Here is a 26,263-nt window from a genome sequence, read left to right on the forward strand (position 1 = left end):
TAAAAAAGGCTATCAACCCTGCGGTCCATAGCCTTTCTGATCTTTTACCAAACCTTAACGCATGGTTACAAACTCTTCTGCGGCGGTCGGGTGGATAGCGACGGTGTTGTCGAAATCTTTCTTGGTCGCGCCCATTTTCACGGCGACAGCAAACCCTTGCAAGATTTCATCCATACCGAAACCGATACCATGGATACCAACAATCTTCTCTTCCACCCCTACGCAGACTAATTTCATCCGGCATGGCTGGCGGTGCTGAGTCACCGCGCTGTACATTGCAGTGAATGAAGATTTGTACACTTTCACCTGATCGTCGCCAAACTTCTCACGTGCTTGTGGCTCAGTCAGACCAATAGTGCCGATTGGCGGATGGCTGAATACCACGGTTGGGATATTACTGTAATCCAGATGCTCATCCGGCTTGTTATTGAACAAGCGTTCAGACAAACGGCGACCCGCAGCCACGGCTACAGGGGTCAGTTCAACCGCACCGGTGTTGTCCCCGACGGCGTAGATACCTTTGACGTTAGTGTTTTGGAACTTATCAACTTCGATATAGCCTTTGTCATTGGTTTTGACACCGCTGGCAGACAGATTGAGGTTGTCAGTTGATGGTTCACGGCCAATGGCCCAAATCAGGTGGTCAACGGTGACTTCAGTGCCATTTTCCAGTTGCAGCGTTAGGCTACCATCGGCGTTTTTAATCACCGCTTTTGGTACCGCGTCGGTATGCAGTGTTGGCCCTTCGGTGTTCATCACTTCAAGCAGAGTTTCAACAATCAGCGGATCAAAAGTACGCAATGGTGCATGTTTGCGCACAAACAGATGGGTTTCTGTACCTAACCCATTGAGCACCCCGGCGATTTCTACCGCGATATAACCTGCACCTACTACGGCAACTCGCTTTGGCATCTCGTCTAATTCGAAGAAGCCATCGGAGTTAATCCCGTATTCTGCGCCAGGGATATTCGGGTGACTTGGGCGGCCACCGGTGGCGATCAGGATGTGATCAGCAGTGATTTTTTCACCGTTCACTTCCACAGTATGCGCATCAACAAAACGCGCGAAACCATGAATAACATCCACTTTGTTATTGCCTAAACCACGCTCATAAGACTGATGGATACGATCGATGTAAGCAGTACGGTTAGCGATCAGCTTTTTCCAATCGAAATGGTTCACCGTGGTATCGAAACCGTAATCTGGGCCATACAAATGAATCGCTTCTGCAATTTGCGCAGCATGCCACATTACTTTTTTCGGCACACAACCAACGTTGACGCAGGTGCCACCAAGTTGTTTAGCTTCGATCAGCGCACACTTTTTGCCGTACATGGCTGCCCGGTTGATCGACGCGATCCCACCACTGCCACCGCCAATTGCCAGATAGTCGTAATGTTTGGTCATCAGAATCGTTCCCACGTTGTTTAAAATTTGCCTAACAGTTTAACGCTTACCCGAGTTTTGTCGCAAAGGTTGCGTCAATGGCTCTGATTCGCGTGACCAATTGATTTAGGCTGTGTTTATTCTGGCACTACCCACTTCACCAGGGTATGACCATGGCCCGATGGCACCAGCACGTTGTGCAGCCACGGCAACAAGGTATTCATCTGTTGTTCTAGCTTCCACGGCGGGTTAATCACAATCATGCCAGATGCGGTCATACCATGTTGGTCACTGTCCGGGCGCACTGCCAGCTCAATTTGCAAGATACGGCGGATGCCGGTGGCTTCCAGATCCCGTAACATACGTTTGATTTGCTGACGTAAAACCACTGGATACCATAATGCATAGGTACCCGTTGCAAAGCGTTTATAGCCTTCCTGAATACCTTTCACCACATCCTGATAATCCGTTTTCATTTCATACGGCGGATCAATCAGAACAAAACCCCGGCGTGATGATGGGGGCAATTGTGATTTAAGTTGTTGATAACCATCGGCACGTTGAACTTTAGCTCGCTCATCTTTAGCAAACTCATTGCGCAGCAACGGGTAGTCGCTTGGGTGTAGTTCAGTCAGATGAATTTTGTCATCTTCACGCAATAAATGGCGGGCGATTAATGGTGAGCCGGGGTAGTAACGCAGTTTTTCACTACGGTTAAAGTAATTGATAGCACTGATATATGGCGCTAAATCAGCAGGTAAATCATCTCGTTGCCACAGTAGGCCGATACCATCAAGGTATTCACCCGTGCGCTCGGCATGCTCGCCGCTTAACTGGTAGCGACCGGCACCGGCGTGGGTATCCAAATAAAGGAACGGTTTTTCTTTTTCCTTCAAAGACTCAATAATCAGACTTTGAACGGTATGTTTAAGAACGTCGGCATGGTTGCCGGCGTGAAAACTATGGCGATAACTTAACATTTTATTTTAACCAATTGATATTCTAATTTAAATCAAGGATTTAGCGAGAATATATGCTGTAGATTGTGGCAGTGCTTTTTATCTGTGGATGCGACAAACACCCTGGTGAGAAACCGCAGCCAGCACATTATGGCAACTAGTATAAACTGTCTGGTGGATAAAAACTGAATTGCATTAATCTGTGATGAATACCTGATCTCACCTCAATGGATATAATAATGACTAACAAGATAATTGCTGAGCACTACCCAGACGCTTTGCTCTGGTCCTTTGGCGACAGTTCTGAGATGGCAGATGAATTGGCGCAATTGGTCATCAACGGCGCTAAAACAGCGACTTGTTGCTCCTATCGTGCTTATAAATCAGAAGCTTCGCCCAGTGTTGGTGATTACAATGTCATTCTCGATGGCCGAGGCACACCGGTTTGTGTCATTAGAACCATGAGCTTAACGCTGGTCCGCTATTGTGATGTCACCGCAGAAATGGCGGCCAAAGAGGGCGAGGGAGATAAAAGCTTGGTTTATTGGCAGACCGGGCATCGGGCCTTCTTTGAACGAGAGGGTGATTTCTCCCCTGAGATGCTATTGGTCTTTGAGCAATTTAAGCTGGTTGAGGTTTTTGCTACACCAGCAGTGCGAGCTTGATTACCAAAATCGGTGGGTAATCAATAGTCGTCAGGCCGCCAGCCATTGATTTTCATGTTGATAGACCTCATGTTAATCATACATAGATAATTTATAAGTCGTCGTTGTATTCACCATCGCGGCGGTATTGAAAACGATCATTGATATTCAAAAGAATCATTGATATCCAAAACTATAATCAGGACTGCCCTATGACAAATCCGCTGTTGACCCCGTTCTCCCTGCCGCCATTTTCTGCGATTCGCCCCGAAGATATCGTGCCTGCGGTGAAATCCGCGCTGGATGAATGCCGTCAAGCGGTGGAGCGGGTAGTTGCCCAGCCAGGACCTTTCACCTGGGATAACCTGTGTCAGCCATTGGCTGAGTCTGACGATCGCTTATCGCGTATCTGGTCGCCGGTCGGGCATTTAAATTCGGTCAAAAATAGCCCGGAACTGCGCACTGCATATGAACAAAGCCTGCCATTGCTGTCGGAATACGGTACTTGGGTGGGTCAACATAAAGGTTTGTATCAGGCCTATGTCAGTCTGAAAGAAGGCCCGGGGTTTGATGCATTGACAGCCCCACAGCGCAAAGCAGTAGAGAATGCGCTGCGCGATTTCCAGTTATCCGGTATCGGTTTGCAACCCGATCAGCAGAAACGTTATGGCGAAATTGTCGCCCGTTTGTCTGAGCTAGGCTCCACTTACAGCAATAACGTGCTCGATGCCACTATGGGCTGGAGCAAGTTAATTACTGATGTTAACCAATTGCAAGGCTTGCCAGAAAGTGCCTTGGCTGCGGCTAAAGCTATGGCTGAAGCCAAACAGCAGGATGGTTGGTTGCTGACACTGGATATGCCAAGTTATCTGCCGGTTCTGACCTATGCTGATAACGCTAAATTGCGCGAAGAGATGTATCGCGCCTTTGCTACCCGCGCCTCTGATCAGGGGCCAAATGCCGGTAAGTGGGATAACAGTGAAATCATGGCGGAAATTCTGACATTGCGTCATGAATTGGCACAACTGTTAGGTTTTGGCAGCTATGCCGAGAAATCGCTGGCGACCAAAATGGCAGAAAGCCCGCAACAGGTGCTTGGTTTCCTGAACGATTTGGCGAAACGCGCCCGTCCGCAGGCTGAAGAAGAACTGGCACAATTACGTGCTTTTGCTGAAAAACACTACGGCGTCAATGAGTTGGCTGCTTGGGATATCACCTATTATTCAGAGAAGCAGAAGCAGCATCTGTTCTCCATCAGTGACGAGCAATTGCGACCTTACTTCCCGGAACAGCGGGTGGTGGAAGGGTTATTCGAAGTCGTTAAACGTATTTACGGTATTAGCGCCAAAGAGCGCCGAGATGTGGATACTTGGCATCCAGATGTGCGTTTCTTCGAACTCTTTGATGCCAGCGGTGAACTGCGCGGCAGCTTCTATCTTGACTTGTATGCCCGTGAGCACAAACGTGGCGGTGCCTGGATGGATGATTGCGTCGGTAGCCTGCGTCTGGCGAACGGTCAATTGCAAAAGCCGGTGGCTTATCTGACCTGTAACTTTAACGGGCCAGTCGGCGGTAAACCGGCGCTGTTCACCCATAACGAAGTCACCACCTTGTTCCATGAGTTCGGCCATGGTTTGCATCACATGCTGACCAAAATTGATACTGCCGGCGTCTCGGGTATCAATGGTGTCCCTTGGGATGCGGTCGAATTGCCGAGTCAGTTTATGGAAAACTGGTGCTGGGAGCCACAGGCGCTGGCGTTTATTTCCGGCCATTACGAAACCCATGAGCCATTACCGCAAGAGATGCTGGATAAACTGTTGGCGGCGAAAAACTATCAGGCGGCGCTATTTATTCTGCGTCAATTAGAGTTCGGGCTGTTCGATTTCCGCATGCATTATGAGTTCGATCCACTGACCGGTGCACAGATCCTGCCGATCCTGTATGAAGTGAAAAAGCAGGTGGCAGTGGTACCGTCACCGACATGGGGCCGCTTCCCGCATGCCTTTAGCCATATCTTTGCCGGTGGCTATGCAGCGGGTTACTACAGCTATTTGTGGGCAGAAGTGCTCTCGGCAGATGCATTCTCGCGTTTCGAAGAAGAGGGGATTTTCAATGCTGCGACTGGGCAGTCCTTCCTCGATAATATTCTGTCCCGTGGTGGCTCTGAAGAGCCGATGACGCTGTTCAAGCGCTTCCGTGGCCGTGAACCGCAGTTGGATGCTATGCTGCGCCATTACGGTATTAAGGGCTAGAACGTGTCACAAGTCAGTATCTGTTTATTGTCTGAAGCAGGCGCCTCCCCCGGCGCCTTGTCTATTTTGGCTGAGCGTTGGGGTTTGGTGTCTGACGAGCAGGCCATTATGGCGCTGGTATTGACACCTGAGCGCCTTGAATTGCGCAAGAGGGATGAGCCGAAGCTCGGCGGCATTTATGTCGATTTTGTCTCCGGCACGTTGGCGCACCGCCGCAAGTTCGGTGGTGGGCGAGGGGAAGCGGTAGCCAAAGCCGTCGGGGTCAAAAAGGGTTATCTTCCCCGCGTGGTCGATGCTACCGCAGGCTTAGGGCGGGATGCGTTTGTTTTGGCGGCGCTGGGTTGCCAGGTGCAAATGCTGGAGCGCAATCCAGTGGTGGCAGCATTGCTCGATGATGGTTTGTGTCGCGGTTATCAGGATGCTGAGATTGGTCCGTGGCTGCGCGAACGGTTGACGCTGTTGCACGCCTCCAGCCTGATAGCACTGGCAGATATTGAACCCCGGCCAGAAGTGGTTTACCTCGATCCGATGTATCCGCACCGGCAAAAAAGTGCACTGGTTAAAAAGGAGATGCGGGTGTTCCAATCGCTGGTGGGTGCGGATGAAGATGCCGATGGTTTATTGGCACCGGCCCGCGCGTTAGCGACCAAACGGGTGGTGGTGAAGCGGCCAGATTATGCCGAGCCGTTGGCAGGAATAGCTGCGCAAGCGGCTGTAACCACTAAAAGTCATCGTTTTGACCTCTATATGCCACTTCCTTGATGTTATTACAGTGTCAGTTTGCCCTATGGCTGTAACACCAATGACTTTGGGTATATTGGTTTCAATCAGGCGGCTGCGCGTTATTGCAGCCACCTGAATCATCGATTCTACCTGGATAAATAGTTATGAAATAAGCGGTGAACTGACAATAAAATCATTGTGGGTGAATTGATGTTTACCGGTGAATTTTATCATCATATCGACTTTGCTTATTTTTGGATCGAAATCAATCATCAGATAGGTAATATTAGCGACATCATCATATTTCTGCATTAATTCTGTTTGACCATTCGCGCTGAATTGATTGACCATAACAATATTATTATTGCCAGCCATAATGAATGATAAATCAATTTTATCTTCACCAGAGGTAAAGTCGATGATGGTATCGGTATATTTTTTGGTGGAATCTCTGCTATTACGGTATTGGAAAATATCATGGCCCTCTCCCCCTTTCATCCGGTCAGCGCCGCGCCCGCCGAATAGCCGGTCATTGCCATTGCCACCGCTGAGCCGGTCATTACCCGCGCCGCCGGATAAGAAGTCATCACCCTTACCACCGGATAGCCTGTCATTACCACGGCCGCCAAATAGCCGGTCATTTCCCACTCGGCCCCATAATCTGTCATCACCACCCCCTCCGTTCAGGGTGTTATTTGATCGGTTACCGTTGATTTCATCATCACCGCTACCGGCGATGGCATTTTCAATCACGACTTTATCTGCAATTGAGACATTGCCTCTCAAGCCACCAATATCAGAGAAACCACGCTTAGTCAGTGTGATTCTTTGGTCTTGATGATAGCCCGAGAAATCAAACGTATCGTTACCACCGGCATCCCACACGCAGAATATCAACTTGTCGTTAGCGTGGGTTGCAGTAAAGTAATCCCTATTACTATTGGAATTGAAACCATAAGTCGTATTACCGATACGGGTACGATTATTGGCTCCGTAAAGGTATTGAAGTGCTAAAATATCATGGAGTTGCGGGGTTGATGCAAAGTTACCCCCGTAGATTGCTCCTGAGTAGAACTCAGATAAATAGCTCATTACGCTGGTTTGTTGTGTTAAGCCCACCGAGTCATGAGTATGCATCAAGCCGAGTGCATGGCCGAGTTCATGCATAAATACCCGACCACCATAGTTTGATTGCGTGGGGGCTAGATTCTCCTCTATCTTCGCATTAATAAATATGGGGCTGAGGTTACTAGGATTCGGGGGATAGGCATAACCGCCACGTGACCCATCGAGTGAAACATTGGTAATGGGGATGTTAGCTATAACATCATCTTTAGCCTCAATAAATTTAATATTCGCCACATCAGCAATGGCGAGCATAGCGGTTCTTATCTGGTGAATTTGGGCTTCATTAAGGGAATAGGCCGGAACACCCTCAGCTGATTTATAATAATGGTAATCTATTGGTATTCGTTGGCTAAATGAATAAGTGATAATACTTATTCCATTCTTATCTTTATTTTGCCATTTGTTTCTGCTGGTTATCGCTAATAGATTAATCGTCTTTGATTTATTAATATCAATACTATTATTAATATCTACAGTTCTGACATTATTTTTAGTCTGTTCCCTGAGCATTATTATTCCTCATAATTTAAATGATTTACTTTGCTATCGACTCATGCCCGGGAAGGATGTTACTGACATCGATAATATTTAAAATAAGCACGTTCTTAAAAAGAACTAAGGATTTTATATATTACTCTGCGGGATATATGATTTTTAAATCTATGAGGATAAAGTTCCCATATTCTTCTGGTATTATTACCTCAAAGAATATGGGAATAGAGTCTTACTTACAACACACCTTGGGCCAGCATTGCGTCTGCCACTTTAACAAAGGCCGCAATATTCGCGCCGTGTACATAGTGGGTTTGCTTGCCTTCGCCACCGTATTCAACACAAGATTGATGAATATCGAGCATGATGTGATGCAGACGGACATCAACTTTCTCTGCCTTCCAGCTCAGGCGGGCCGCGTTCTGCGCCATTTCCAGACCTGATGTGGCAACACCACCGGCATTGGCGGCTTTACCCGGTGCAAACAGCACCCCTGCATCAAGGAAAGCATCAGTTGCCTGAATAGTCGTAGGCATATTAGCGCCTTCGGCAACGGCTTTAACCCCGTTGGCAATCAGTTGACGTGCCGCTGGCAGGTCCAGTTCATTCTGCGTCGCACATGGCAGCGCGATATCAACCGGTACACTCCATGGCTGCTGATCGGCTAAATAGACCAGATTACGTTCACGGGCATAATCTTCAATACGACCATAACGATTGTTCTTAATCTCAGCCAGATGAGCCAGTTTTTCTGGGGTAAAGCCTGTTTCATCAACCACTGTACCACCTGAGTCAGAAGCGGTAATCACTTTGGCACCCAGCTCCATGGCTTTTTCAATAGTGTATTGTGCGACATTTCCGGCGCCGGAAACCGAGACTTTACGACCTTCAAAACCTAAGCCGTGACGTTTTAACATGGCGTCGGTGAAATAGACCAAGCCATAACCGGTGGCTTCCGGGCGAATCAGACTACCGCCGAAGGAGAGACCTTTGCCGGTGAAGACACAAGCGGTGTTATTCGACAGTTTTTTCATCATGCCAGACATAAACGCCACTTCACGGCCACCAACACCAATATCACCCGCCGGAACATCGGTATCCGGGCCGAGATGACGATACAGTTCCATCATCAGTGCCTGGCAAAAACGCATCACTTCAGCCTGACTTTTTCCTTTAGGATTAAAATCAGAACCGCCTTTGCCGCCTCCCATAGGCAGGGTTGTCAGGGCATTTTTAAAGGTCTGTTCAAAACCAAGGAACTTCAGAATTGATAAGTTTACTGATGGGTGGAAACGCATCCCGCCCTTATAAGGACCAATCGCCGAGTTAAATTGAACACGCCAGGCGCGGTTAACCTGAACTTTACCTTGGTCATCAGTCCAGGCAACGCGGAATTGAATAACACGTTCTGGCTCGACTAAGCGCTCGAGTAGGCTTTGTTCACGGTAATGTGGGTTTTGCTCCAGAAAGGGCCAAAGTGACGTGAAGACTTCACGTACTGCTTGGAGATATTCTGGTTGGTTGGCATCACGTTGTTGTAAAGATTCTAAAAACGACTCCAGAGAGGTTAAACCATTCATCACTAATAATTCCTTGTACCAATTAAGACTCTCCCTACACCTTTTTGCGAACTATTATTATTATCCAAATAGTGAGGAGACGATGTTGTGCATCTTCGACTATATCACTGGTTTATATTCATACAGCAAGGGATTTTGACAAAAACTTAGCAGGGTTATCAATGAGTGGCTATCGGGGCTTGGCGGGGGTTGTTGATTAAAAACGCCCGCAAAAGGCGGGCGTTAAAGCTAAACAGGATGACTCTCGCGAAACTTATTCGTCTTCGGCGTCGTCATCGCGCAGTGGCACGATAAGCATATCGACATGTACGGTATTGATCAGTTGGCGTGCTGAAGACATCAATTTGCTCCAGAAATCCTGATGATGACCGCATAATACCAAGTCCATATCATATTTCTTAATGGCATCAACCAGTACCTGGCCCAAATCGCCGCTACCGCTGAGGGTTTGCTCAATTGGGTAGCCCGCATTTTGCGAAAGCTCAGTTAATGCATTATGGGTTTCTTCAGAGATACGTTTTTGCATATCACCAAGATTAACGTCGATCAGACCGGTATAGAGATCTGAGTAGTTAACATCAACATGGATCAGGGAAACTTTGGCATTGTACGGTCTGGCCATGGAGACCGCCTTTTCCACCAATACCTTACTTTCTGGAGATAGGTCAACCGCAATCAGAATGTGTTTGTAAGCCATAAGTAAACTCCTTCCATAATGTTAATTAATGGGTAAGCAAACATTCAACTTGTTGAACGGGTGCTAACACGGTATCTGCATACTATCATTATGACCCCTAACTGAAGTGTTTCACGGATCACAACGCACTGTTTTGATGATGATCACTAAAGCATCCGTATGTCATTTTGCACCAAATTGCACCAATAAGTGATGAGATTCGCCCGTTAATTGCCTTGGCGCACGGTGAGAATACTTGAATTTAAAGCAGATCATTATCTTAAGTATAGCGCTGATAAATCATCATGATTAACGGAATTTCATATTTGTGATGCAAATATAATTTACAAAAAACAGCAGCCAAATTTATGTAATTCAGTTAAGAGAGATTAATATTTAAGCGGAATTTGTATGGGTTACGAGCATTTATCAGTGACAGATATTCGATATAAGTTAATGCCAATCGATAGTTAACAAATGCCTAAATAGGCTTAATTTAGAGATTATCAGGCTATTTTCCATTTCATTTCCTACACTGATAAAGGGAGTCCTACACGTTCGGATACTGTGTCGAACGAACAACGTATCGAGCATAGTCAGAAAGCGGACGATAGGGGGTGTTTTTTGAGGCCCTGGGGGTGTTTGTATCGGCTAGAGTAAGCGATGGCACAGAGGTTCAGGTGATTGACCCAATGTGTGAGATATCGCTGGGAGGATAATTATGATCAGTACCGTCGCGCTTTTTTGGGCTTTATGTGTGGTATGTGTGATTAATATGGCACGTTATTATTCATCTCTGCGTGCTTTGTTAGTGGTATTACGTGGCTGCGACCCGTTGCTGTATCAATATGTTGATGGTGGTGGCTTTTTTACCTCCCACGGTCAGCCGAGCAAACAAATTAGATTAGTGGGTTACATCTTCGCCCAACGTTATCTTGATCACCACGATCCTGAGTTTATTCGCCGCTGTGAGAGGCTACGTGGGCAATTTATACTGACCAGTGCATTATGTGGATTGGTAGTGGTCAGTCTGGTGGGTTTAATGTTGTGGTATTAGTATGAATTATTGGCAGAGAAGCATTTAAAAAGGCGACCTGATAAGGCCGCCTTTTTTATTTACCGTAACCGTTCAATATGTTTACTGCCCGGTCTTATCACAGTGCTAGGTTGAGGCGCACTATGATAGTAATACGTTTCGCTGGGTTTAAATGAATCTTAGAGCCACCCAGTACAACCCACCGGAAAGAAGAATAGATATTGGTAAGGTTAATACCCACGCCAACATAATGTTCTTCACCGTTTTACTCTGAACACCACCGCCATCAACCAACATGGTCCCGGCAACTGCTGAAGAGAGCACTTGCGTTGTCGATACTGGCATACCGGTATAACTCGCAATACCGATGGAAACCGCCGCAGTCATCTGGGCAGAAACCCCTTGCGCGTAAGTCATGCCTTTCTTACCGATTTTCTCACCGATGGTGACTGCCACACGTTTCCAGCCAATCATGGTACCCAAAGAGAGGGCCAGAGCGACGGCAACGATGATCCAGGTCGGTGCATATTCCACAGTTTCCAACAAATCTGTACGCAGATTATTGAGGAAACGGCGGTCTTCAGCACTGGTTTCAGGCAGTTTGGCAACAGTCCCTGCGGTTTCGGCAACACACATCAGCAAGCGACGCATATGGCTGCGTTGATCAACCGTCAGATCGTCATAGCTTTGCAGATTAGCCAGCAACGTTTGGGCATGATCAATGGCAATCATGGCGCGTGAGCTATCACAATGGAACTGTGCCGGTGTATTCGGCAATGTTTCTGGTGCAGGTACCAGCGGTTTCAGCGCGACAGCATGAGGTAACACCTCAACATGTTGCTGATAATATTGTTGCAGATGGGTCACTGCATCGCGGGTGCGGGCAATATCATAACCGGTTGCATTCATATTCACGACGAACCCAGCCGGAGCCACGCCGATTAATACCAGCATGATCAAGCCAATCCCTTTCTGACCATCGTTAGCGCCATGAGAGAAACTCACACCGATAGCCGATAGAATCAGCGCAGTACGGGTCCAGAAGGGCGGTTTACGTTTACCGTCTTTCTTTTCACGTTCAGCAGGTGTCAGGTGAATACGTTGCTGTTTCTTGGACCCGTTCCAGTAACGACGTAGCAGGAACACCATCAAACCGGCAATAACCAGACCCACAATTGGGGATAAGATTAATGACAGGAAGATTTGAATCATCTTAGGAACGTTCAGTGCATCTACAACAGATGTACTGGTCATTAATGCATTGGTTAAACCAATACCGATGATTGCACCAATTAGCGTATGAGAGCTGGAAGCCGGGATACCGAAATACCAAGTGCCCAAATTCCAGATAATCGCCGCCAGTAGCATAGAGAAGACCATAGCCAACCCATGCGCCGAACTGACGTTTAACAGCAGATCAGTAGGCAATAAGTGAACGATAGCATAAGCCACGCTCAAACCGCCCAGCATCACGCCGAGGAAGTTAAACACCCCTGCCATCACAACAGCAACCTGTGAACGCATGGCACGGGTATAGATTACGGTCGCGACCGCATTGGCTGTATCATGAAAACCATTGATGGCTTCGTAAAACAGCACGAACAACAAAGCAAGAACTAACATTAGGCCGGTATGGAAATCCAGGCCAGCGAAAAGATGTAGCATAAGCGTTACGCCAGTTTGTGGACATGAACGCGGCGCATTATCAGTGACAATGGGGGGTGGGGAAAAGGAAAATATGACCTTTTTTTGACATGACCGCAGACGAATTCGTCTTATTGAGCAACATATACATGTTATATCAGCAGGTTACTTAGTTTTACTGTATGAGACATTTTCTTACTATAGCGATATTCCTGCGAGCGACTTACAATCTCCCGCCGCCAATTTGTCGGTTGAATGCGCTAAATAATATAATAATCAGCCAAAAGCGGGCAATTTTGCAGCGATGATGATTTTACTCAGTGAGGCCAAGTGTGGAACAGTTTGATGTGGTAGTGATAGGTGCAGGTGCTGCGGGGCTATTTTGTGCCGCTCAGGCTGGACAAGCCGGATGTCGGGTGTTGTTGGTCGATAACGGCAAAAAGGCGGGGCGCAAAATACTGATGTCTGGTGGTGGCCGCTGTAATTTTACCAATCTCTTTGCAGAGCCTGCCGCGTATCTGTCACAGAATCCTCACTTCTGTAAATCTGCCTTGGCGCGTTATACCCAATGGGATTTCATCGATCTGATGAATCGCTATGGCATTGCCTGGCATGAGAAAGCGCTAGGGCAGTTGTTCTGCGATGACTCTGCTCAGCAGGTGGTTGAACTATTACTGAAAGAGTGTGAGCTGGGGCAAGTCACGATTCGGTTGCGTAGCGATGTTTTGTCGGTTGAAAAAAGCGGCACCGGTTTCGTATTACAAATTAATAATTTGGAAGTGAGCACTAACTCACTTGTCGTCGCCTCTGGCGGACTCTCTATGCCCGGACTTGGTGCTTCACCGTTCGGCTATAAGTTGGCAGAACAGTTTGGCTTGAAAGTCCTCCCTACCCGTGCGGCATTAGTCCCGTTCACCTTGCACAAACCGCTGCTGGAGCACCTGCAAACATTATCTGGGGTTTCCGTGCCTGCGGTGGTCACCGCCGAAAATGGCGTTAGCTTCCGTGAGAGTATTTTGTTTACTCACCGTGGGCTTTCTGGCCCAGCAATTTTACAACTTTCAAGCTATTGGCAGGCTGGTGAGTATGTGAGCATTAACTTACTTCCTGATACTGATTTAGATGATTTTCTAAACAGTGAGCGAAAAAACCACCCTAATCAGACACTGAAAAATACTCTGGCTCAACGGTTACCTAAGCGGCTGGTGGAGTGCCTTCAGACCTTGGAGCAACTGCCAGACGTTACCCTGAAGCAATTAAACGCGCCGCAGCAGGCCGCGTTAGTCGCCAATCTTCAACAATGGCGAGTGCAGCCCAATGGCACCGAGGGCTACCGTACTGCTGAGGTCACTCTTGGTGGTGTTGACACCCAAGAGCTCTCCTCTAAGACAATGGAGGCCCATAAAGTGCCTGGAATGTACTTTATTGGCGAGGTTGTTGATGTCACTGGCTGGTTGGGTGGCTATAACTTCCAATGGGCCTGGAGCTCTGCCTGGGCCTGTGCGCAGGCATTGGCGGTTGTTCTGGAATAATAAAGTTTGTACACCAAGCTATAGTTAGTCCATCAAGTGGGCTTGTTGCAAATAATGAGCGTCGGTGATTTTACTGATAGATGAGCGGGATAATTAAGCTAAAACCGCCTCAATATGAAAGAGCCGATTCATAAAGGCGGATCTTTCCCGCACTCGATACTCAGGTTCGTCACGGCGTAGCCAAATATCAAATTGACCTTTATTCAGTCGTCGCAATGTTTCAACTCCCTGAAGCGTTGACCCGGCAAGGTTTGGCCGTTTGAAGCCCCCGCCCGCTTTGACTAATTTTTTGATGGGGGCATATTCAATAAACCAACGGTAAATCGTAGAGCGGTGAACGGAAACCCCACGCTCTGCCAGCATATCGCTGACATTGGCATAACTCATCGGGGTTGAGCCGTACCACCGTAAGCACCACAGAATGATCTCGGGTGCAAAATGTTTTCATTTGAAATCGCTAGGGGGCCATGTGGGTTCACTGAAGAAGGGATGAATAGCCTCAGCTTTCATGGTCACTCCATTTTTTGCAACAAGCCCGTCTGAGCGTGGTGAATTATATCACTTACGTGCGACGCAAAAAATCAGCAATGAAACCCTGCAAAAATTGTTGCATGATTTAGATTTGCTGGAAGCGTTATTGATTGAGAAGGAAAGTTAATTTTTCTTCGGTCGGTCATCTTAAGTGATCCGGCTCCTCTCATATTTGGCAGGCAGTTAATATGGCTCTGCTGCGTCTTAATACAACACAACCTTTTCTTGTTATACATGCAACCATCCGCCAGTGTTGGGGCACCTCCTTGTTAATAAAACATCAAGTCATTGGTTCTTATTAATATTATTAAACCTGAATAAGATGGGTTCACTAATTGTTCGGGGCTGTCTGATGCATCATAGGTAATGAAACTGCCGATCAGTGTCGAATCTAGCAATATAGATACGGTAGTTTATCGTTACTCACCTGATTCCGTGGGGGGGGTAGGAAACTAACACTAAAAAATTTTCGTCACTCTACAATATCAAACGAGATTTAGGCAATATTGATTAAATCGCGAGGTTATGTGACGGTTTTTTTACTCGGCTGAGTATAATAAATTGCGTAATTTTTTTTGGACGAAATCACTAAAAACATCCTCGAGTCATGGGTTCACGCGGGCATACGCACTACCACAAACGTTCAGGATTATTGCGTGGATTAATATCCTGTTTCAGTTACTGTTTCCTTTGAGTTTGGCATTTTCACCTGCGGTTGTCGCGTCTTCTTCGTATACTTCGCAAGTCAATACGGTTACAGAGTCTTATATTTTGCAGACCGGTAAAAACATTAATACTGTCGCCAAGTTAGGGGATGAAATTGATGTTTCCGGTAAGCTGCCTTCGTTATCCATTAGTGATGAAAGTTATTCACATGCTGATATTCACATAAATAATAAGCTGGCCGGTTATGCCCAGACCGGTGCTGTCGCATTATCTAATGGCAATGCAGTAAAATCTGGTGAGCGCATGCTCAACTCAGCTGCCAACAATGAATTAAACAACTCCACGCAGCAGTTGCTGAGCCAGTTTGGTACCGCCCGGGTACAAATGAATGTTAATGAAGATTTTAAGCTGGATGGCAGTATGGTCGATGTACTGGTTCCACTTTATGATAATCAGAAATCCCTACTTTTTACCCAATTGGGTGCCCGAAATAAAGACGATCGTAACACCGTTAACGTTGGTGCTGGAGTGCGTACTTTCCAGAATAGCTGGATGTATGGGGCTAATGCGTTTTTTGATAATGATGTTACAGGCAAAAACCGGCGGGTTGGGGTAGGCGCAGAGGCTTGGACCGACTACCTGAAGTTCTCGGGTAACAGTTACTTCGGTACCACCGATTGGCATCATTCACGGGATTTTGCTGACTATAAAGAACGGCCTGCCAACGGCTATGATGTGCGGGCAGAAACTTATTTACCCTCTCATCCCCAACTTGGCGGCAAGGTCATGTATGAAAAATACCGTGGTGATGATGTGGCCTTGTTTGGCAAAGATAACCGCCAGAAAAACCCCTATGCTATTACTGCGGGTGTAAATTACACCCCTATACCATTAGTGACTATTGGGGCTGAACATCGCGCCGGTAAAGGCAGTAAAAACGACAGCAACATTAACTTCCAGCTAAATTACCGACTGGGTGAATCTTGGCAATCTCATATCAGTCCATCAGCCGTGGCAGCAACGCGCACTTTGGCGGGTAGTCGTTATGATTTAGTCGAGCGTAACAACAATATTGTGCTGAATTATCAGGAACAGAAGGTGATACAGCTGATCCTTCCGGCTATGATAAGCGGTGAGGGGGGGACAAGCGTTCCATTGAGTGCAGAGGTATCCACCCGACATGGCCTTGAGCGTATTGAGTGGGACAGTTCTGCCTTGATAGCGGCAGGAGGTTCTCTCACACCGGTATCTGCGCACGCTGTTGTAGTAGGATTACCCTCGCATCGGCTAACGCGGAGTGGTAGTAATGCCCACACGTTAAGTGCAGTGGCTCATGACATCCAAGGTAATGTGTCATTACGTGCGACAGTGCAGATCACTGTTATGCCTAGTACTGTTGCAGCAGTGAACCTGACGGCGACTGCCGATAATGAGGTTGCCAATGGCATTGCCACCAATGCGGTGAAAGCGATAGTGATGGATGCGGGCAATAACCTTGTACCGGGCCAGGTGGTGACATTTACCGCCAGCAACGGGGCGAACGTGACGACGGTGATTGGTACTACTGGCGTGGACGGGGTTGCTACGGCGACACTGACCAATATGAAGAGTGGAATAAGCGCGGTCACCGCCACGGTGAACGGCAGTAGTCAGACGGTCGACACCACTTTTGTGGCGAACAGCAGCACAGCGGAAATCACTGCAGCCAACCTGACGGCGACTGCCAATAATGAGGTTGCCAATGGCATTGCCACCAATGCGGTGAAAGCGATAGTGACGGATGCGGGTAACAACCTTGTACCGGGCCAGGTGGTGACATTTACCGCCAGCAACGGGGCGAAAGTGACGACGGTAATTGGTACTACTGGCGTGGACGGGATTGCTACGGCAACACTGACTAATACTGACTCGGGGATTAGTGTGGTCACCGCCACGGTGAACGGCAGCAGCCAGACGGTGGACACTACCTTTGTGGCGGACGGCAGCACCGCAAAAATCACCGCAGCCAAGGTGACTGCCGATAGAAGGGTGGCCAACGGCACGGCCACCAATGCGGTGGTAGTGATAGTGACGGATGCCGGTAACAATCCTGTCGCAGGCCAGGTGGTGGCATTTACCGCCAGCAACGGGGCGAAAGTGACGGCAGTCATTGGTACTACTGGCGTGGACGGGGTTGCCACGGCGACACTGACCAATATGAAGAGTGGAATAAGCGCGGTCACCGCCACGGTGAACGGCAGTAGTCAGACGGTCGACACCACTTTTGTGGCGGACGGCAGCACAGCGGAAATCACCGCAGCTAACCTAACGGCGACTACTGATAACGAGGTCGCCAATGGCAGAGCCACCAATGCGGTGAAAGCGATAGTGACGGATGCGGGTAACAACCTTGTACCGGGCCAGGTGGTGACATTTACTGCCAGCAACGGGGCGAACGTGACGACGGTGATTGGTACTACTGGCGTGGACGGGGTTGCTACGGCGACACTGACTAATACTGCGCCGGGTGTCAGTGTGGTCACCGCCACGGTGAACGGCAGCAACCAGACGGTCAGCACCACCTTTGTGGAGGATTCGATGTTTACCGGAATAGCCGTTAACGGCCATGTGTTCACTGTAAACGATGAATTTCCAAAAACAGGTTTTACCGCGGCTACCTTCATACTAAATATGAACAGAAATGCGAGCGACTTCACCTGGAGTTCCAACCAGCCAGGGGCCGTAAACGTCAATGGTGACGGTCAAGTGAAGCTCAACAGCAAACCTACTGGGCCAGTGACCATTACGGCGACACCCAAGGATGGAGGAAGTCCACTAAGCTACACATTTGCTGTGCAGAAATGGTTTATACATAACGATAGCACAATGGCTGTTTGGTCAGATGCTGTGAGGTTCTGTAGTCTACAGCTGGCGTCTCAGCCATCACGCACCGACTTGAGTTCTTCCTACTCCTCATTTGGTACCCGTGTGGTGGGTTCATTGTTCGATGAATGGGGGCGAATGGATAACTACACTGGCTCCGGTTTTATCGGCACCACCTACTGGACGGGCGACACTCAGAACCCCAGCACTGGCTTCTACTACCTTGGCGACTCGATCGCGGGCGTTACCAATAGCTTCAGTGACGCCGATATTCCTAGGCATGTAATGTGTCGTCGATAGAGTTTTGAGTTTTTAAATTTGGTTTTGCTTCTCTGGTATTCCCCCGCGTTTAGTGGGGGAAAAGTCAGTGGCTTTGTGGCGCTAAGACCCCGTCGGGTAACATGCTGTTTTTTTGATGATGTTATCGGGCTTGTTGCAAAAAATGGAGTTGTCATGAAAACTGAGGTTATTCATCCCTTCTTCAGTGAACCCACCTGGCCCCCTAGCGATTTCAAATGAAAACATTTTGCTCCCGAGATCATTCTGTGGTGCTTACGGTGGTACGGTTCAACCCCGATGAGTTATGCCAATATCAGCGATATGCTGGCAGAGCGTGGGGTTTCCGTTCACCGCTCTACCATTTACCGTTGGTTTATTGAATATGCCCCCATCAAAAAATTAGTCAAAGCGGGCGGGGGCTTCAAACGGCCAAACCTTGCCGGGTCAACGCTTCAGGGAGTTGAAACATTGCGACGACTGAATAAAGGTCAATTTGATATTTGGCTACGCCGTGACGAGCCTGAACGTCGAGTGCGGGAAAGATCCGCCTTTATGAATCGGCTCTTTCATATTGAGGCGGTTTTAGCTTAATTATCCCGCTCATCTATCAGTAAAATCACCGACACTCATTATTTGCAACAAGCCCCCTAGGCCAGATAAACCTGTTTCCCTGTACGATAATGACTGGGGCCACTCCCCGGATAGATGCAGATAATTTGGGTTGAAAAACGCGATAACTGCAGATTTTTCCATTTATAAATGCAGGCTGTTACAGGTAGCGAAAGTGACAGCAGTGTTCATTCAAGCCTGCTTTTTTTGAAAATCCGAGAAAATAATAACTCAAAAGTTCCCAATCACTCGATTAGTGTACAAACTTTAATATACCGAGTCGGACTTATGTACAAACTTTATTTTTCCAACACAGCGGTTATGCAGAAACAATAAAGTCTGTTCAGTGACGCTAGAATTCGAATAGACTCGATTTTAATGACATTAAAGTTTGTTTTTTAGCTTTATATCAATAAATTGGATTTATTTTCCACCATGCTAATTTGACGTGGCTAGAACGCTGATTGCAGTATTGAAGACAATATTAATTGTTTGTAGTTAGGGTTTATGGTTAGGAAGTTGGTGTAATAAGGATCACTCCAAGTGATCCTTAACTGATTAGCATTACGCCTAATGGGGGTGTTTTTTATTGTTCCCCCCTATATTCCCGAACAAAACTCGGAAAGGTCTACCCCGACACAGATTAACGCCTAAACCCTCCCTCGGCCGAATTTTTTAAAAGACAATAAAACATTTAGAAAGTATCTTGATTAAGGTGCTCATTATTCTGCGTTATCTATCATTAATAACATCATGATAAGAATCGTTATTCACTTCTGGAGAGATTTATGAAGGCGCTTTTACTGAAACAGTTACCACGGTGTAAAGCATTACTGGCTCTGATGGTTGTTGGAGCCTGCGCTCTGCCTCTTGGCTTCCCGACGATCAGTATGGCTGCCGCACCCACGCAGCAACAGACGCAGGTTCCCGGTTACTATCGTATGGCATTAGGTGATTTTGAAGTCACAGCCATCTATGACGGTTATGTAAAGCTGGGTACCAATCTGCTGAAGGATATCAATGAGAAAGATATCCAGACGCTGCTGTCCAGTATGTTTATTGATAGCACCAACGGGGTACAGACTGCGGTAAATGCCTTCTTGATCAATACCGGAACCAACCTAGTCTTAGTTGATGCAGGCACCGCACAATGTTTCGGGCCGACACTGGGTGCTGTGGTCGATAATATTCGTGCTGCGGGTTATCAGCCTGAGCAAATTGATACTGTATTGCTGACCCATCTACATCCCGATCATGCCTGTGGTATTAACAATCAGGGTAAAGCCGCATTCCCTAATGCTACTGTGTATGTGTCAAAAGGGGATGCCGATTTCTGGCTGAATAAAGACGTCGCCAGTAAAGCTACGCCAGAACTGCGCCCAATGTTTGAAAAATCAATGGAATCGGTTGCCCCTTATGCGGCAAACAATAAATTAAAAATTTACACTGCTGGTGACACCTTATTACCAGGCGTCAAAGTGGTGCCAACGCCGGGCCATACCCCAGGGCATACTTCATATCTTTTTACCTCAAAAGGCGACAACTTGCTGGTGTGGGGCGATATTGTACACAGTCATTCCATCCAATTTGCGCGCCCGAATGTCTCTTTAGAATTTGATACGGATAGCAAACAGGCAGTGGCTACGCGCAAAGCTATCTTTGCCACCGCCGCTAAAGACAAACTGTGGGTGGCGGGCGCTCATCTTCCGTTCCCTGGTTTGGGCCATGTCCGGGCAAATAAAGTTGGCTACACTTGGGTGCCGATAGAATACAGCCCGATGATTGAGAAGAAATAAGGCAATAACACTAAACTGACCATAGTGAAATCTATGGTCAGTCTTATTTTATCTGATCTATCATGGAGTTAGTGCGGCATGACTATCAACGCAATGCCTGAAGAATATTATAGGCAGCTTGCACGCGAACAGGATTAGGGTAATTCTTGTTAGCTAACATCACTATGCCAATATTTTCCTCTGGGATGAAGACAATATAAGCCCCAAAGCCATTGGTAGCACCGGTCTTATGCACCCAGGATGCCCGTGTTGCCGGGTGTGCTGGCAGCAATTGCTCAACTTTACGCGGTTTCAACGCGATATCATTGCCACTGTCGGCGATAACCTCCTGTGGGTTGATAGGCCAGTTATACATTTCCCATCCCAACCCCTGGAACATCTCCCCCGCCTGGAAATAGCGAGACTGAGCCGCGATGATGGCTTTCTTTAACTTATCGTTTTCGGCAGGTAGGCTGTCTGGGTCCATATTGGCCTGCATATATCTCACCATATCTTTCGTGGTGGTTTTTACCCCATAAGCTTCCTCACCCAGCATGCCCAATGTAACGCGTACTGGCTGGCCATCCTTATATCCCCATGCATAGCTTGACTGCATCGATTCAGGGACAGTGATAAAAGTATGTGTCAGTTTTAAGGGCTGGAATACATACTTTTTCATGTAGTTTTCGAAGGTTAATTGGCTTCTTTTCACCGCCAACGCCCCGAATAAACCAATACTGGCATTGGAGTAATTGCGCATCACTCCAGGCGCCCATTGTGGCTGCCATTGCTGATAATATTGCCATAATGATTTTTGGTCTGTAACCGAATCGGGCAGTTGAAGAGGTAGCCCCCCCGCAGTGTAGGTTGCCAGATGCAGCATTTTCACATCTTGCCACTGACTACCCGTTAGCTCAGGAGCATATTCCGTCACTGGATCATTAAGGTTCATAATGCCGGTTTGCATGGCATATTCCCCAGCTATTCCGGTAAAGGTCTTACTTACTGAACCGAGTTCAAACAGCGTATTCTCAGTGACTGGGATATCTGCTTTTATATCCGCTACGCCATAGTTAAAAAACTGTGGCTTTCCGTCATAAAATACAGCGACGGCCATGCCGGGGATATTCTGCTGTTCGATCAACGGCTTAAGGGTGTTATTGACGATAGCCGCAACCTGTTGCTCCGTAAGTATGGTTTGTGCCGAGGTATAAAATGGCGAAGTTGCGATAGCGGTAAAGACCAAGGTATTGATTACAGATTTTTTCAACATTAGAAAATCTTCCTTAGATTGATAAACAACAAGCAGTGTGTCTCCTTCTGCGTCGCTGATTTTGCGATGATTGACTATGGATAACAATCGATTATATTTAGTGTTTGATAATAGAAAATCTAACAGATAATCCTATGGTACGCAGTTATATTCCCCTAAATTCACTTCGCGCCTTTGAAGCCGCAGCCAGACAGTTAAGTTTTACTAAGGCTGCTATCGAATTAAACGTTACCCATGCAGCAATAAGCCAGCAGGTCAAAGCGCTGGAACAACGCCTCAATTGCCGTCTGTTTATTCGTATTTCACGCGGATTAGTGTTAACAACCGAAGGTGAGAATCTCCTACCGATCCTTAATGATTCCTTTGATCGTATCGCTGACACGCTAGACCGTTTTTCCGCTGGGGTAATGCGTGAGAAAGTCAGAGTAGGTGTGGTTGGGACCTTTGCAACCGGCTATCTCCTGCCGCGCCTGAGGGATTTTCAACAACGTTATCCACATGTGGATGTTTCACTTTCAACGCATAACAACCGTGTTGATGTGGTGGCTGAAGGGCTGGATTATGCTATTCGCTATGGCAATGGTGCCTGGCATGATACTGAGTCGCAATTTTTATGCGATGCGCCACTTGCACCTTTGTGTGCTCCCTCGTTAGCGGGATGTTTACACCAGCCTGATGACCTGCAAAAATTTACGCTGCTTCGTTCCTATCGTCGCGATGAGTGGTCGGCATGGTTTAGTGCGGCTGGAGGATGTGTCCCTTCACCTTCTCAGCAAATAATGGTGTTCGATTCGTCGGTGAGCATGCTGGAAGCGGCGCAGGCAGAGATAGGCATTGCGCTGGCTCCACCGTCCATGTTTACGCATCTGTTACTCAGAGAACGTATCATTCAGCCCTTTAGCACCACGATTAGCCTGGGTGGGTATTGGTTAACTCGGCTACAATCGCGCACAGAAACTGCCGCGATGCGGGATTTTTCTCTGTGGTTATTATCTGAGATGAAATCTGAACTCAGCCTTGGCAGACCACTAATTTAGCAACCACTGATTCTATTCAGAAACCAGTATACCAACGCTACATTTTGGCAGCGAAGAATATAGGTTTCTGTTATTTCCTCCCTCTAGCACAAATTTCCCTCAGTATTTGTGCCGAATTCAGCATGAAGAGTAAATAGACTATAACGTGGCTGGTATATAGAGAATTGCTACAGATAAAATACATGCATGACTGATAAAATTCCCACCTTAATGATGAGTAATAAAGGCGGGGATTTTACTTTGTTGTTTAAATAATTATTTATAGGTTACTTGAGTAATCGCGAAAGTTTTTCTTTAATGCAGCAAAAACATAAATTCAAAAATATTTTCCTTTGAGTGCATCCAAAATGATCACCTGAACGTCTCTATCAGAGTAATCAAACACACAACAAGGATATCAACGATGAAACTCCGCTTGCTACCTGCAATGATCGGCTTACTGGCATTCTCGGCTCTGGCTTCTGATGTCGCAGTAAAAGAGACTACGTTAGGACAAGTTTATACCGACAGTAAAGGTATGACCCTGTATACCTTCGATAATGACAAGCAAGACTTGTCCAATTGCTACAAGGATTGTGCCAAGGCTTGGCCACCGTTGTTGGTAAAAGATAATGCCACTCAACTCCCTGGGCTGGATAAAATTAAACGTGCGGATGGTAGTCTGCAATGGGCACTGAACCATCGCCCACTTTATCTCTGGCATAAAGATCTACAGCCTGGGGATATTACCGGAGCGGGCTTTAAGAATATATGGTCACTTGCCCGTGCAGATAGGGCGCCGGTCAAGGTTTACACCACCGATTCCGGCAAGATTTTAGCCAATAAAGACAATATGTCGCTCTATACCTTCTCTAAAGACAGCAAAGGGATATCGGTATGCTATGAAGATTGCGCCGCAAATTGGCCGCCATTAGCAGCCCAAAAAGATGACAAAGCCAGTGCGCCGTTCAGCGTTGTTGCACGTAAAGATGGTACCTATCAGTGGGCCTATCAGGACCAGCCTTTATATTCTTGGATTAAAGATAAACAACCCGGTGATATCACGGGTGATCAGATAAAAGATGTCTGGCATCTGGTTCATCTTTAAATAACGCGTTTGAGGTTATTGTGGTCACAGCAAATGAAGAACTACAGAAACTTTTCTCTCGGGTCAAGCTGAGAGACAGGCAGGCTTTTGAAACCTTATATAGCCAAACTAATCGCAAGTTATACGGCTTGATCATGAAAATTGTGGCTGATCGAGATATTGCCGCCGAGCTATTACAAGAGGGGTATCTCAAAGTCTGGTTTGCTGCTGACCGCAGCCCAACGACTTATCCCTGGGCCTGGATGTGTCAATTAATGCGTAATCTGGCTATTGACCATGTCCGACAGCATGGCCGTCATCATCCTATTTTTGAAGAGGCAGACATGTTATCGGAAGTGGGGAAAGAAGATGAAACCGATACCGCAGCTCACCTTGCCATTTTAAATCGCTGTATTTTTTCGCTGACACAAGAAAAAAGGCAAGCGATAAGGTTGGCTTATATCCATGGTTACTCCCATGAGGAAATTGTTGAACGATTGGCGCGTCCGTTGGGCACGGTCAAATCGTGGATACGGCGCGGTCTAAAGGAGTTAAAACAATGCATGGACACTTAACTCCGGGTCGATATCGCAATTTAGTCATCCGGGAACATCTGGTGAGTCAGTATTTACTTGGCACATTATCCCCCAAAACCAGAAAACGTCTTGAATCTCTGATGGCGGAAGATGAAAGCTGGTATGAGCTGGTTATGCAGTGGCATTCACGTTTAAGTGGACTGGAACCAATGACATCAGATAAGCCCCCTTCATGGGTATGGAAAAATATTCAGACCACATTGGGACAACCAGTAAAACCGGGGTTGTGGGCATGGTTGGGGCCAAGAAAGTGGCCAACATTGTCGCTTGCTTGCGTGGCACTGTTATTGCTATTTTCCAGCACTATGTTGTTTATGGCCAAGCCGCAAGTCGCCATGCCCAGCTATATCGCAGTTATGTCGTCCGCAGAAAAGGCCGACCACTTTGTCCTGATGGCTTACAAAGGTGACAAACCAGGGGAATCAAGTATTCGCTTGAAATGGAATGCCCGTCATCAGTCAACCGATGCAGGAATGGAAACAGCCATGTTATGGGCACGAAATAAAGATACCGGTCAGACGGTGTTATTAGGGCGATTTACTGATTTAACTGTCCCTAAATTACTCACGCCAACGGAATGGAATACTGTCAAAAACAGCAGTGAGCTTTTCATTACGGCAAATAATAATCCTGCAAGCAAGGTTCTGTTCAAAGGTACCTGTATTGAACTGTCTGCTTCAACGGTATAACGATGAGAATAGTTGATGAAAATTAGAAAGTTAATCATTGGCACACTGAGTATCATGGCATCGGCGCTGTCCTACGCCAGCGGCCAATTTCTCGATACTAATATCATCCATCAACCCAACGATGGCGTGGTTCGCGTCTATGGGCCGGGCGGACCTCACACCGCGTTGATAAAAGCCGCAGAGAGTTTTCAGCAACAGACCGGACAACGTGTGGAAATAATCTACGGGCCAGAGGAGAAATGGTCAAAAGATGCCCAGCAACGTGCTGATATTATTTTCAGTGCTTCAGAGCAATCGATGACGGCGTATCTGGAGAATTATCCTTTTGTGGCCAGCAAGGATGTTGTGCCGATGTTTATTCATCCGGCAGTGATTGCAGTAGCAAAAGGTAATCCTAAAAATATTAAGAGTTTTGAGGATCTGATCAAACAACCGGTCAAAATTGTGGTGACCGAAGGTAAAGGAACCTACAACACCTCAGGTACCGGTTTGTGGGAAGATATTGCCGGGCGTTTGGGCCGGCTGGAAGATATCAAACAAGTACGGTCACATATCGTGGCCTATGAGCAGGGGAGTGGTGCTGCATTTAAGGCCTTCCAACGGTTAAAAGCAGATGCCTGGATCACCTGGAGTGACTGGCCGATTGCTAACGCGGATAAAGTCGATATGGTGACTATTGAGCCGGAAAGACGAATTTACCGCGACTTCAATATGGCAATTTCACCGAAAGCAGATATAGGTGCGGCGCAATTCATGGCTTATTTGACTACAACGGAAGGCGCTAAGTTTTTCACCAATGAAGGATGGCTGCGATAGAATTAATTG

The 26,263-nt window shown here is 47.1% G+C and carries 22 protein-coding genes; 14 read left to right on the plus strand and 8 right to left on the minus strand.

What is annotated here, in order from left to right:
- Nucleotides 1–54: 54 nt before the first annotated feature.
- Together gorA and V1955_RS00560 are read right to left on the minus strand one after the other, a co-directional pair.
- Entirely contained in the window at nucleotides 55–1,407 is a 1,353-nt protein-coding gene (gene gorA / locus V1955_RS00555) for a glutathione-disulfide reductase (protein WP_372560271.1), read from the minus strand.
- A 116-nt stretch (nucleotides 1,408–1,523) separates the two neighbouring features.
- Entirely contained in the window at nucleotides 1,524–2,366 is an 843-nt protein-coding gene (locus tag V1955_RS00560; protein ID WP_083161346.1) for a 23S rRNA (adenine(2030)-N(6))-methyltransferase RlmJ, read from the minus strand.
- A gap of 218 nt (nucleotides 2,367–2,584) precedes the next feature.
- Here V1955_RS00560 and V1955_RS00565 point away from each other — a divergent pair, with 218 nt between their 5' ends.
- The 3 genes from V1955_RS00565 to rsmJ all read left to right on the plus strand — a co-directional run bounded on the left by V1955_RS00565 (nucleotide 2,585) and on the right by rsmJ (nucleotide 6,006).
- Complete coding sequence (locus V1955_RS00565; RefSeq protein WP_083161344.1) at nucleotides 2,585–3,010, plus strand: ASCH domain-containing protein; 426 nt, start codon at nucleotides 2,585–2,587, stop codon at nucleotides 3,008–3,010.
- 191 nt (nucleotides 3,011–3,201) lie between these two features.
- Nucleotides 3,202–5,244, plus strand: a complete 2,043-nt coding sequence (gene prlC, locus V1955_RS00570; RefSeq protein ID WP_083161342.1) for an oligopeptidase A — start codon at nucleotides 3,202–3,204, stop codon at nucleotides 5,242–5,244.
- A 3-nt stretch (nucleotides 5,245–5,247) separates the two neighbouring features.
- Nucleotides 5,248–6,006 carry a 16S rRNA (guanine(1516)-N(2))-methyltransferase RsmJ gene (gene rsmJ, locus V1955_RS00575; RefSeq protein ID WP_442820422.1) on the plus strand — a complete coding sequence of 253 codons (759 nt, stop codon included), beginning with the start codon at nucleotides 5,248–5,250 and terminating at the stop codon, nucleotides 6,004–6,006.
- Between the two features lie 123 nt (nucleotides 6,007–6,129).
- Here rsmJ and V1955_RS00580 read toward each other — a convergent pair whose 3' ends face one another.
- The 3 genes from V1955_RS00580 to uspA all read right to left on the minus strand — a co-directional run bounded on the left by V1955_RS00580 (nucleotide 6,130) and on the right by uspA (nucleotide 9,864).
- Entirely contained in the window at nucleotides 6,130–7,347 is a 1,218-nt protein-coding gene (locus V1955_RS00580) for a M10 family metallopeptidase C-terminal domain-containing protein (RefSeq protein ID WP_442820423.1), read from the minus strand.
- 476 nt (nucleotides 7,348–7,823) lie between these two features.
- Entirely contained in the window at nucleotides 7,824–9,167 is a 1,344-nt protein-coding gene (gdhA, locus tag V1955_RS00585; protein ID WP_083161335.1) for an NADP-specific glutamate dehydrogenase, read from the minus strand.
- Nucleotides 9,168–9,420: 253 nt separating this feature from the next.
- On the minus strand, nucleotides 9,421–9,864 hold the full coding sequence (uspA, locus tag V1955_RS00590) for a universal stress protein UspA (RefSeq protein WP_083161333.1): 444 nt from the start codon (nucleotides 9,862–9,864) through the stop codon (nucleotides 9,421–9,423).
- Nucleotides 9,865–10,564: 700 nt separating this feature from the next.
- Here uspA and uspB point away from each other — a divergent pair.
- Nucleotides 10,565–10,900, plus strand: a complete 336-nt coding sequence (gene uspB, locus V1955_RS00595) for a universal stress protein UspB (RefSeq protein ID WP_005187112.1) — start codon at nucleotides 10,565–10,567, stop codon at nucleotides 10,898–10,900.
- Between the two features lie 147 nt (nucleotides 10,901–11,047).
- Here the strand turns inward: uspB and pitA are convergent, their stop codons facing one another.
- On the minus strand, nucleotides 11,048–12,544 hold the full coding sequence (gene pitA, locus V1955_RS00600) for an inorganic phosphate transporter PitA (RefSeq protein WP_083161331.1): 1,497 nt from the start codon (nucleotides 12,542–12,544) through the stop codon (nucleotides 11,048–11,050).
- 311 nt (nucleotides 12,545–12,855) lie between these two features.
- Between pitA and V1955_RS00605 the strand changes: the two genes are divergently transcribed.
- Nucleotides 12,856–14,055 carry an NAD(P)/FAD-dependent oxidoreductase gene (locus V1955_RS00605; RefSeq protein WP_372568472.1) on the plus strand — a complete coding sequence of 400 codons (1,200 nt, stop codon included), beginning with the start codon at nucleotides 12,856–12,858 and terminating at the stop codon, nucleotides 14,053–14,055.
- Nucleotides 14,056–14,148: 93 nt separating this feature from the next.
- Here V1955_RS00605 and V1955_RS00610 read toward each other — a convergent pair whose 3' ends face one another.
- Nucleotides 14,149–14,481: a hypothetical protein gene (locus V1955_RS00610; protein WP_227746606.1), complete on the minus strand. Its 333-nt coding sequence runs from the start codon at nucleotides 14,479–14,481 to the stop codon at nucleotides 14,149–14,151.
- An 82-nt stretch (nucleotides 14,482–14,563) separates the two neighbouring features.
- Here V1955_RS00610 and V1955_RS00615 point away from each other — a divergent pair, with 82 nt between their 5' ends.
- The 4 genes from V1955_RS00615 (at nucleotide 14,564) to V1955_RS00630 (ending at nucleotide 20,798) form a co-directional block, all read left to right on the plus strand.
- Complete coding sequence (locus V1955_RS00615) at nucleotides 14,564–14,713, plus strand: hypothetical protein (protein WP_193784877.1); 150 nt, start codon at nucleotides 14,564–14,566, stop codon at nucleotides 14,711–14,713.
- A 644-nt stretch (nucleotides 14,714–15,357) separates the two neighbouring features.
- Nucleotides 15,358–18,414, plus strand: coding sequence for an inverse autotransporter beta domain-containing protein (locus V1955_RS00620; protein WP_442820424.1), 3,057 nt, complete (start codon nucleotides 15,358–15,360; stop codon nucleotides 18,412–18,414).
- Nucleotides 18,415–18,651: 237 nt separating this feature from the next.
- Nucleotides 18,652–18,984 carry a hypothetical protein gene (locus tag V1955_RS00625; protein WP_372569837.1) on the plus strand — a complete coding sequence of 111 codons (333 nt, stop codon included), beginning with the start codon at nucleotides 18,652–18,654 and terminating at the stop codon, nucleotides 18,982–18,984.
- Nucleotides 18,985–19,790: 806 nt separating this feature from the next.
- Entirely contained in the window at nucleotides 19,791–20,798 is a 1,008-nt protein-coding gene (locus V1955_RS00630) for an MBL fold metallo-hydrolase (protein ID WP_083161321.1), read from the plus strand.
- 85 nt (nucleotides 20,799–20,883) lie between these two features.
- On the opposite strand, the gene ampC is transcribed toward V1955_RS00630, so the two are convergent.
- Complete coding sequence (ampC, locus tag V1955_RS00635) at nucleotides 20,884–22,050, minus strand: class C beta-lactamase (protein ID WP_083161319.1); 1,167 nt, start codon at nucleotides 22,048–22,050, stop codon at nucleotides 20,884–20,886.
- Between the two features lie 134 nt (nucleotides 22,051–22,184).
- Here ampC and ampR point away from each other — a divergent pair, with 134 nt between their 5' ends.
- The 5 genes from ampR to V1955_RS00660 all read left to right on the plus strand — a co-directional run bounded on the left by ampR (nucleotide 22,185) and on the right by V1955_RS00660 (nucleotide 26,254).
- Entirely contained in the window at nucleotides 22,185–23,087 is a 903-nt protein-coding gene (gene ampR, locus V1955_RS00640) for a LysR family transcriptional regulator AmpR (protein WP_083161317.1), read from the plus strand.
- A gap of 403 nt (nucleotides 23,088–23,490) precedes the next feature.
- A complete protein-coding gene (locus V1955_RS00645; RefSeq protein WP_083161315.1) occupies nucleotides 23,491–24,174 on the plus strand; it encodes a hypothetical protein in 684 nt (227 codons plus the stop codon).
- A 20-nt stretch (nucleotides 24,175–24,194) separates the two neighbouring features.
- A complete protein-coding gene (locus V1955_RS00650) occupies nucleotides 24,195–24,728 on the plus strand; it encodes an RNA polymerase sigma factor (RefSeq protein WP_083161313.1) in 534 nt (177 codons plus the stop codon).
- A complete protein-coding gene (locus V1955_RS00655; RefSeq protein WP_083161311.1) occupies nucleotides 24,713–25,438 on the plus strand; it encodes a hypothetical protein in 726 nt (241 codons plus the stop codon). Before V1955_RS00650 ends, V1955_RS00655 begins: the two co-directional genes overlap by 16 nt.
- 15 nt (nucleotides 25,439–25,453) lie before the next feature.
- Nucleotides 25,454–26,254, plus strand: a complete 801-nt coding sequence (locus V1955_RS00660; RefSeq protein WP_420073515.1) for a substrate-binding domain-containing protein — start codon at nucleotides 25,454–25,456, stop codon at nucleotides 26,252–26,254.
- Nucleotides 26,255–26,263 lie beyond the last annotated feature (9 nt).

Source organism: Yersinia sp. 2545 StPb PI, assembly GCF_052217125.1.
Classification (GTDB): Bacteria; Pseudomonadota; Gammaproteobacteria; order Enterobacterales; family Enterobacteriaceae; genus Yersinia; species Yersinia enterocolitica_E.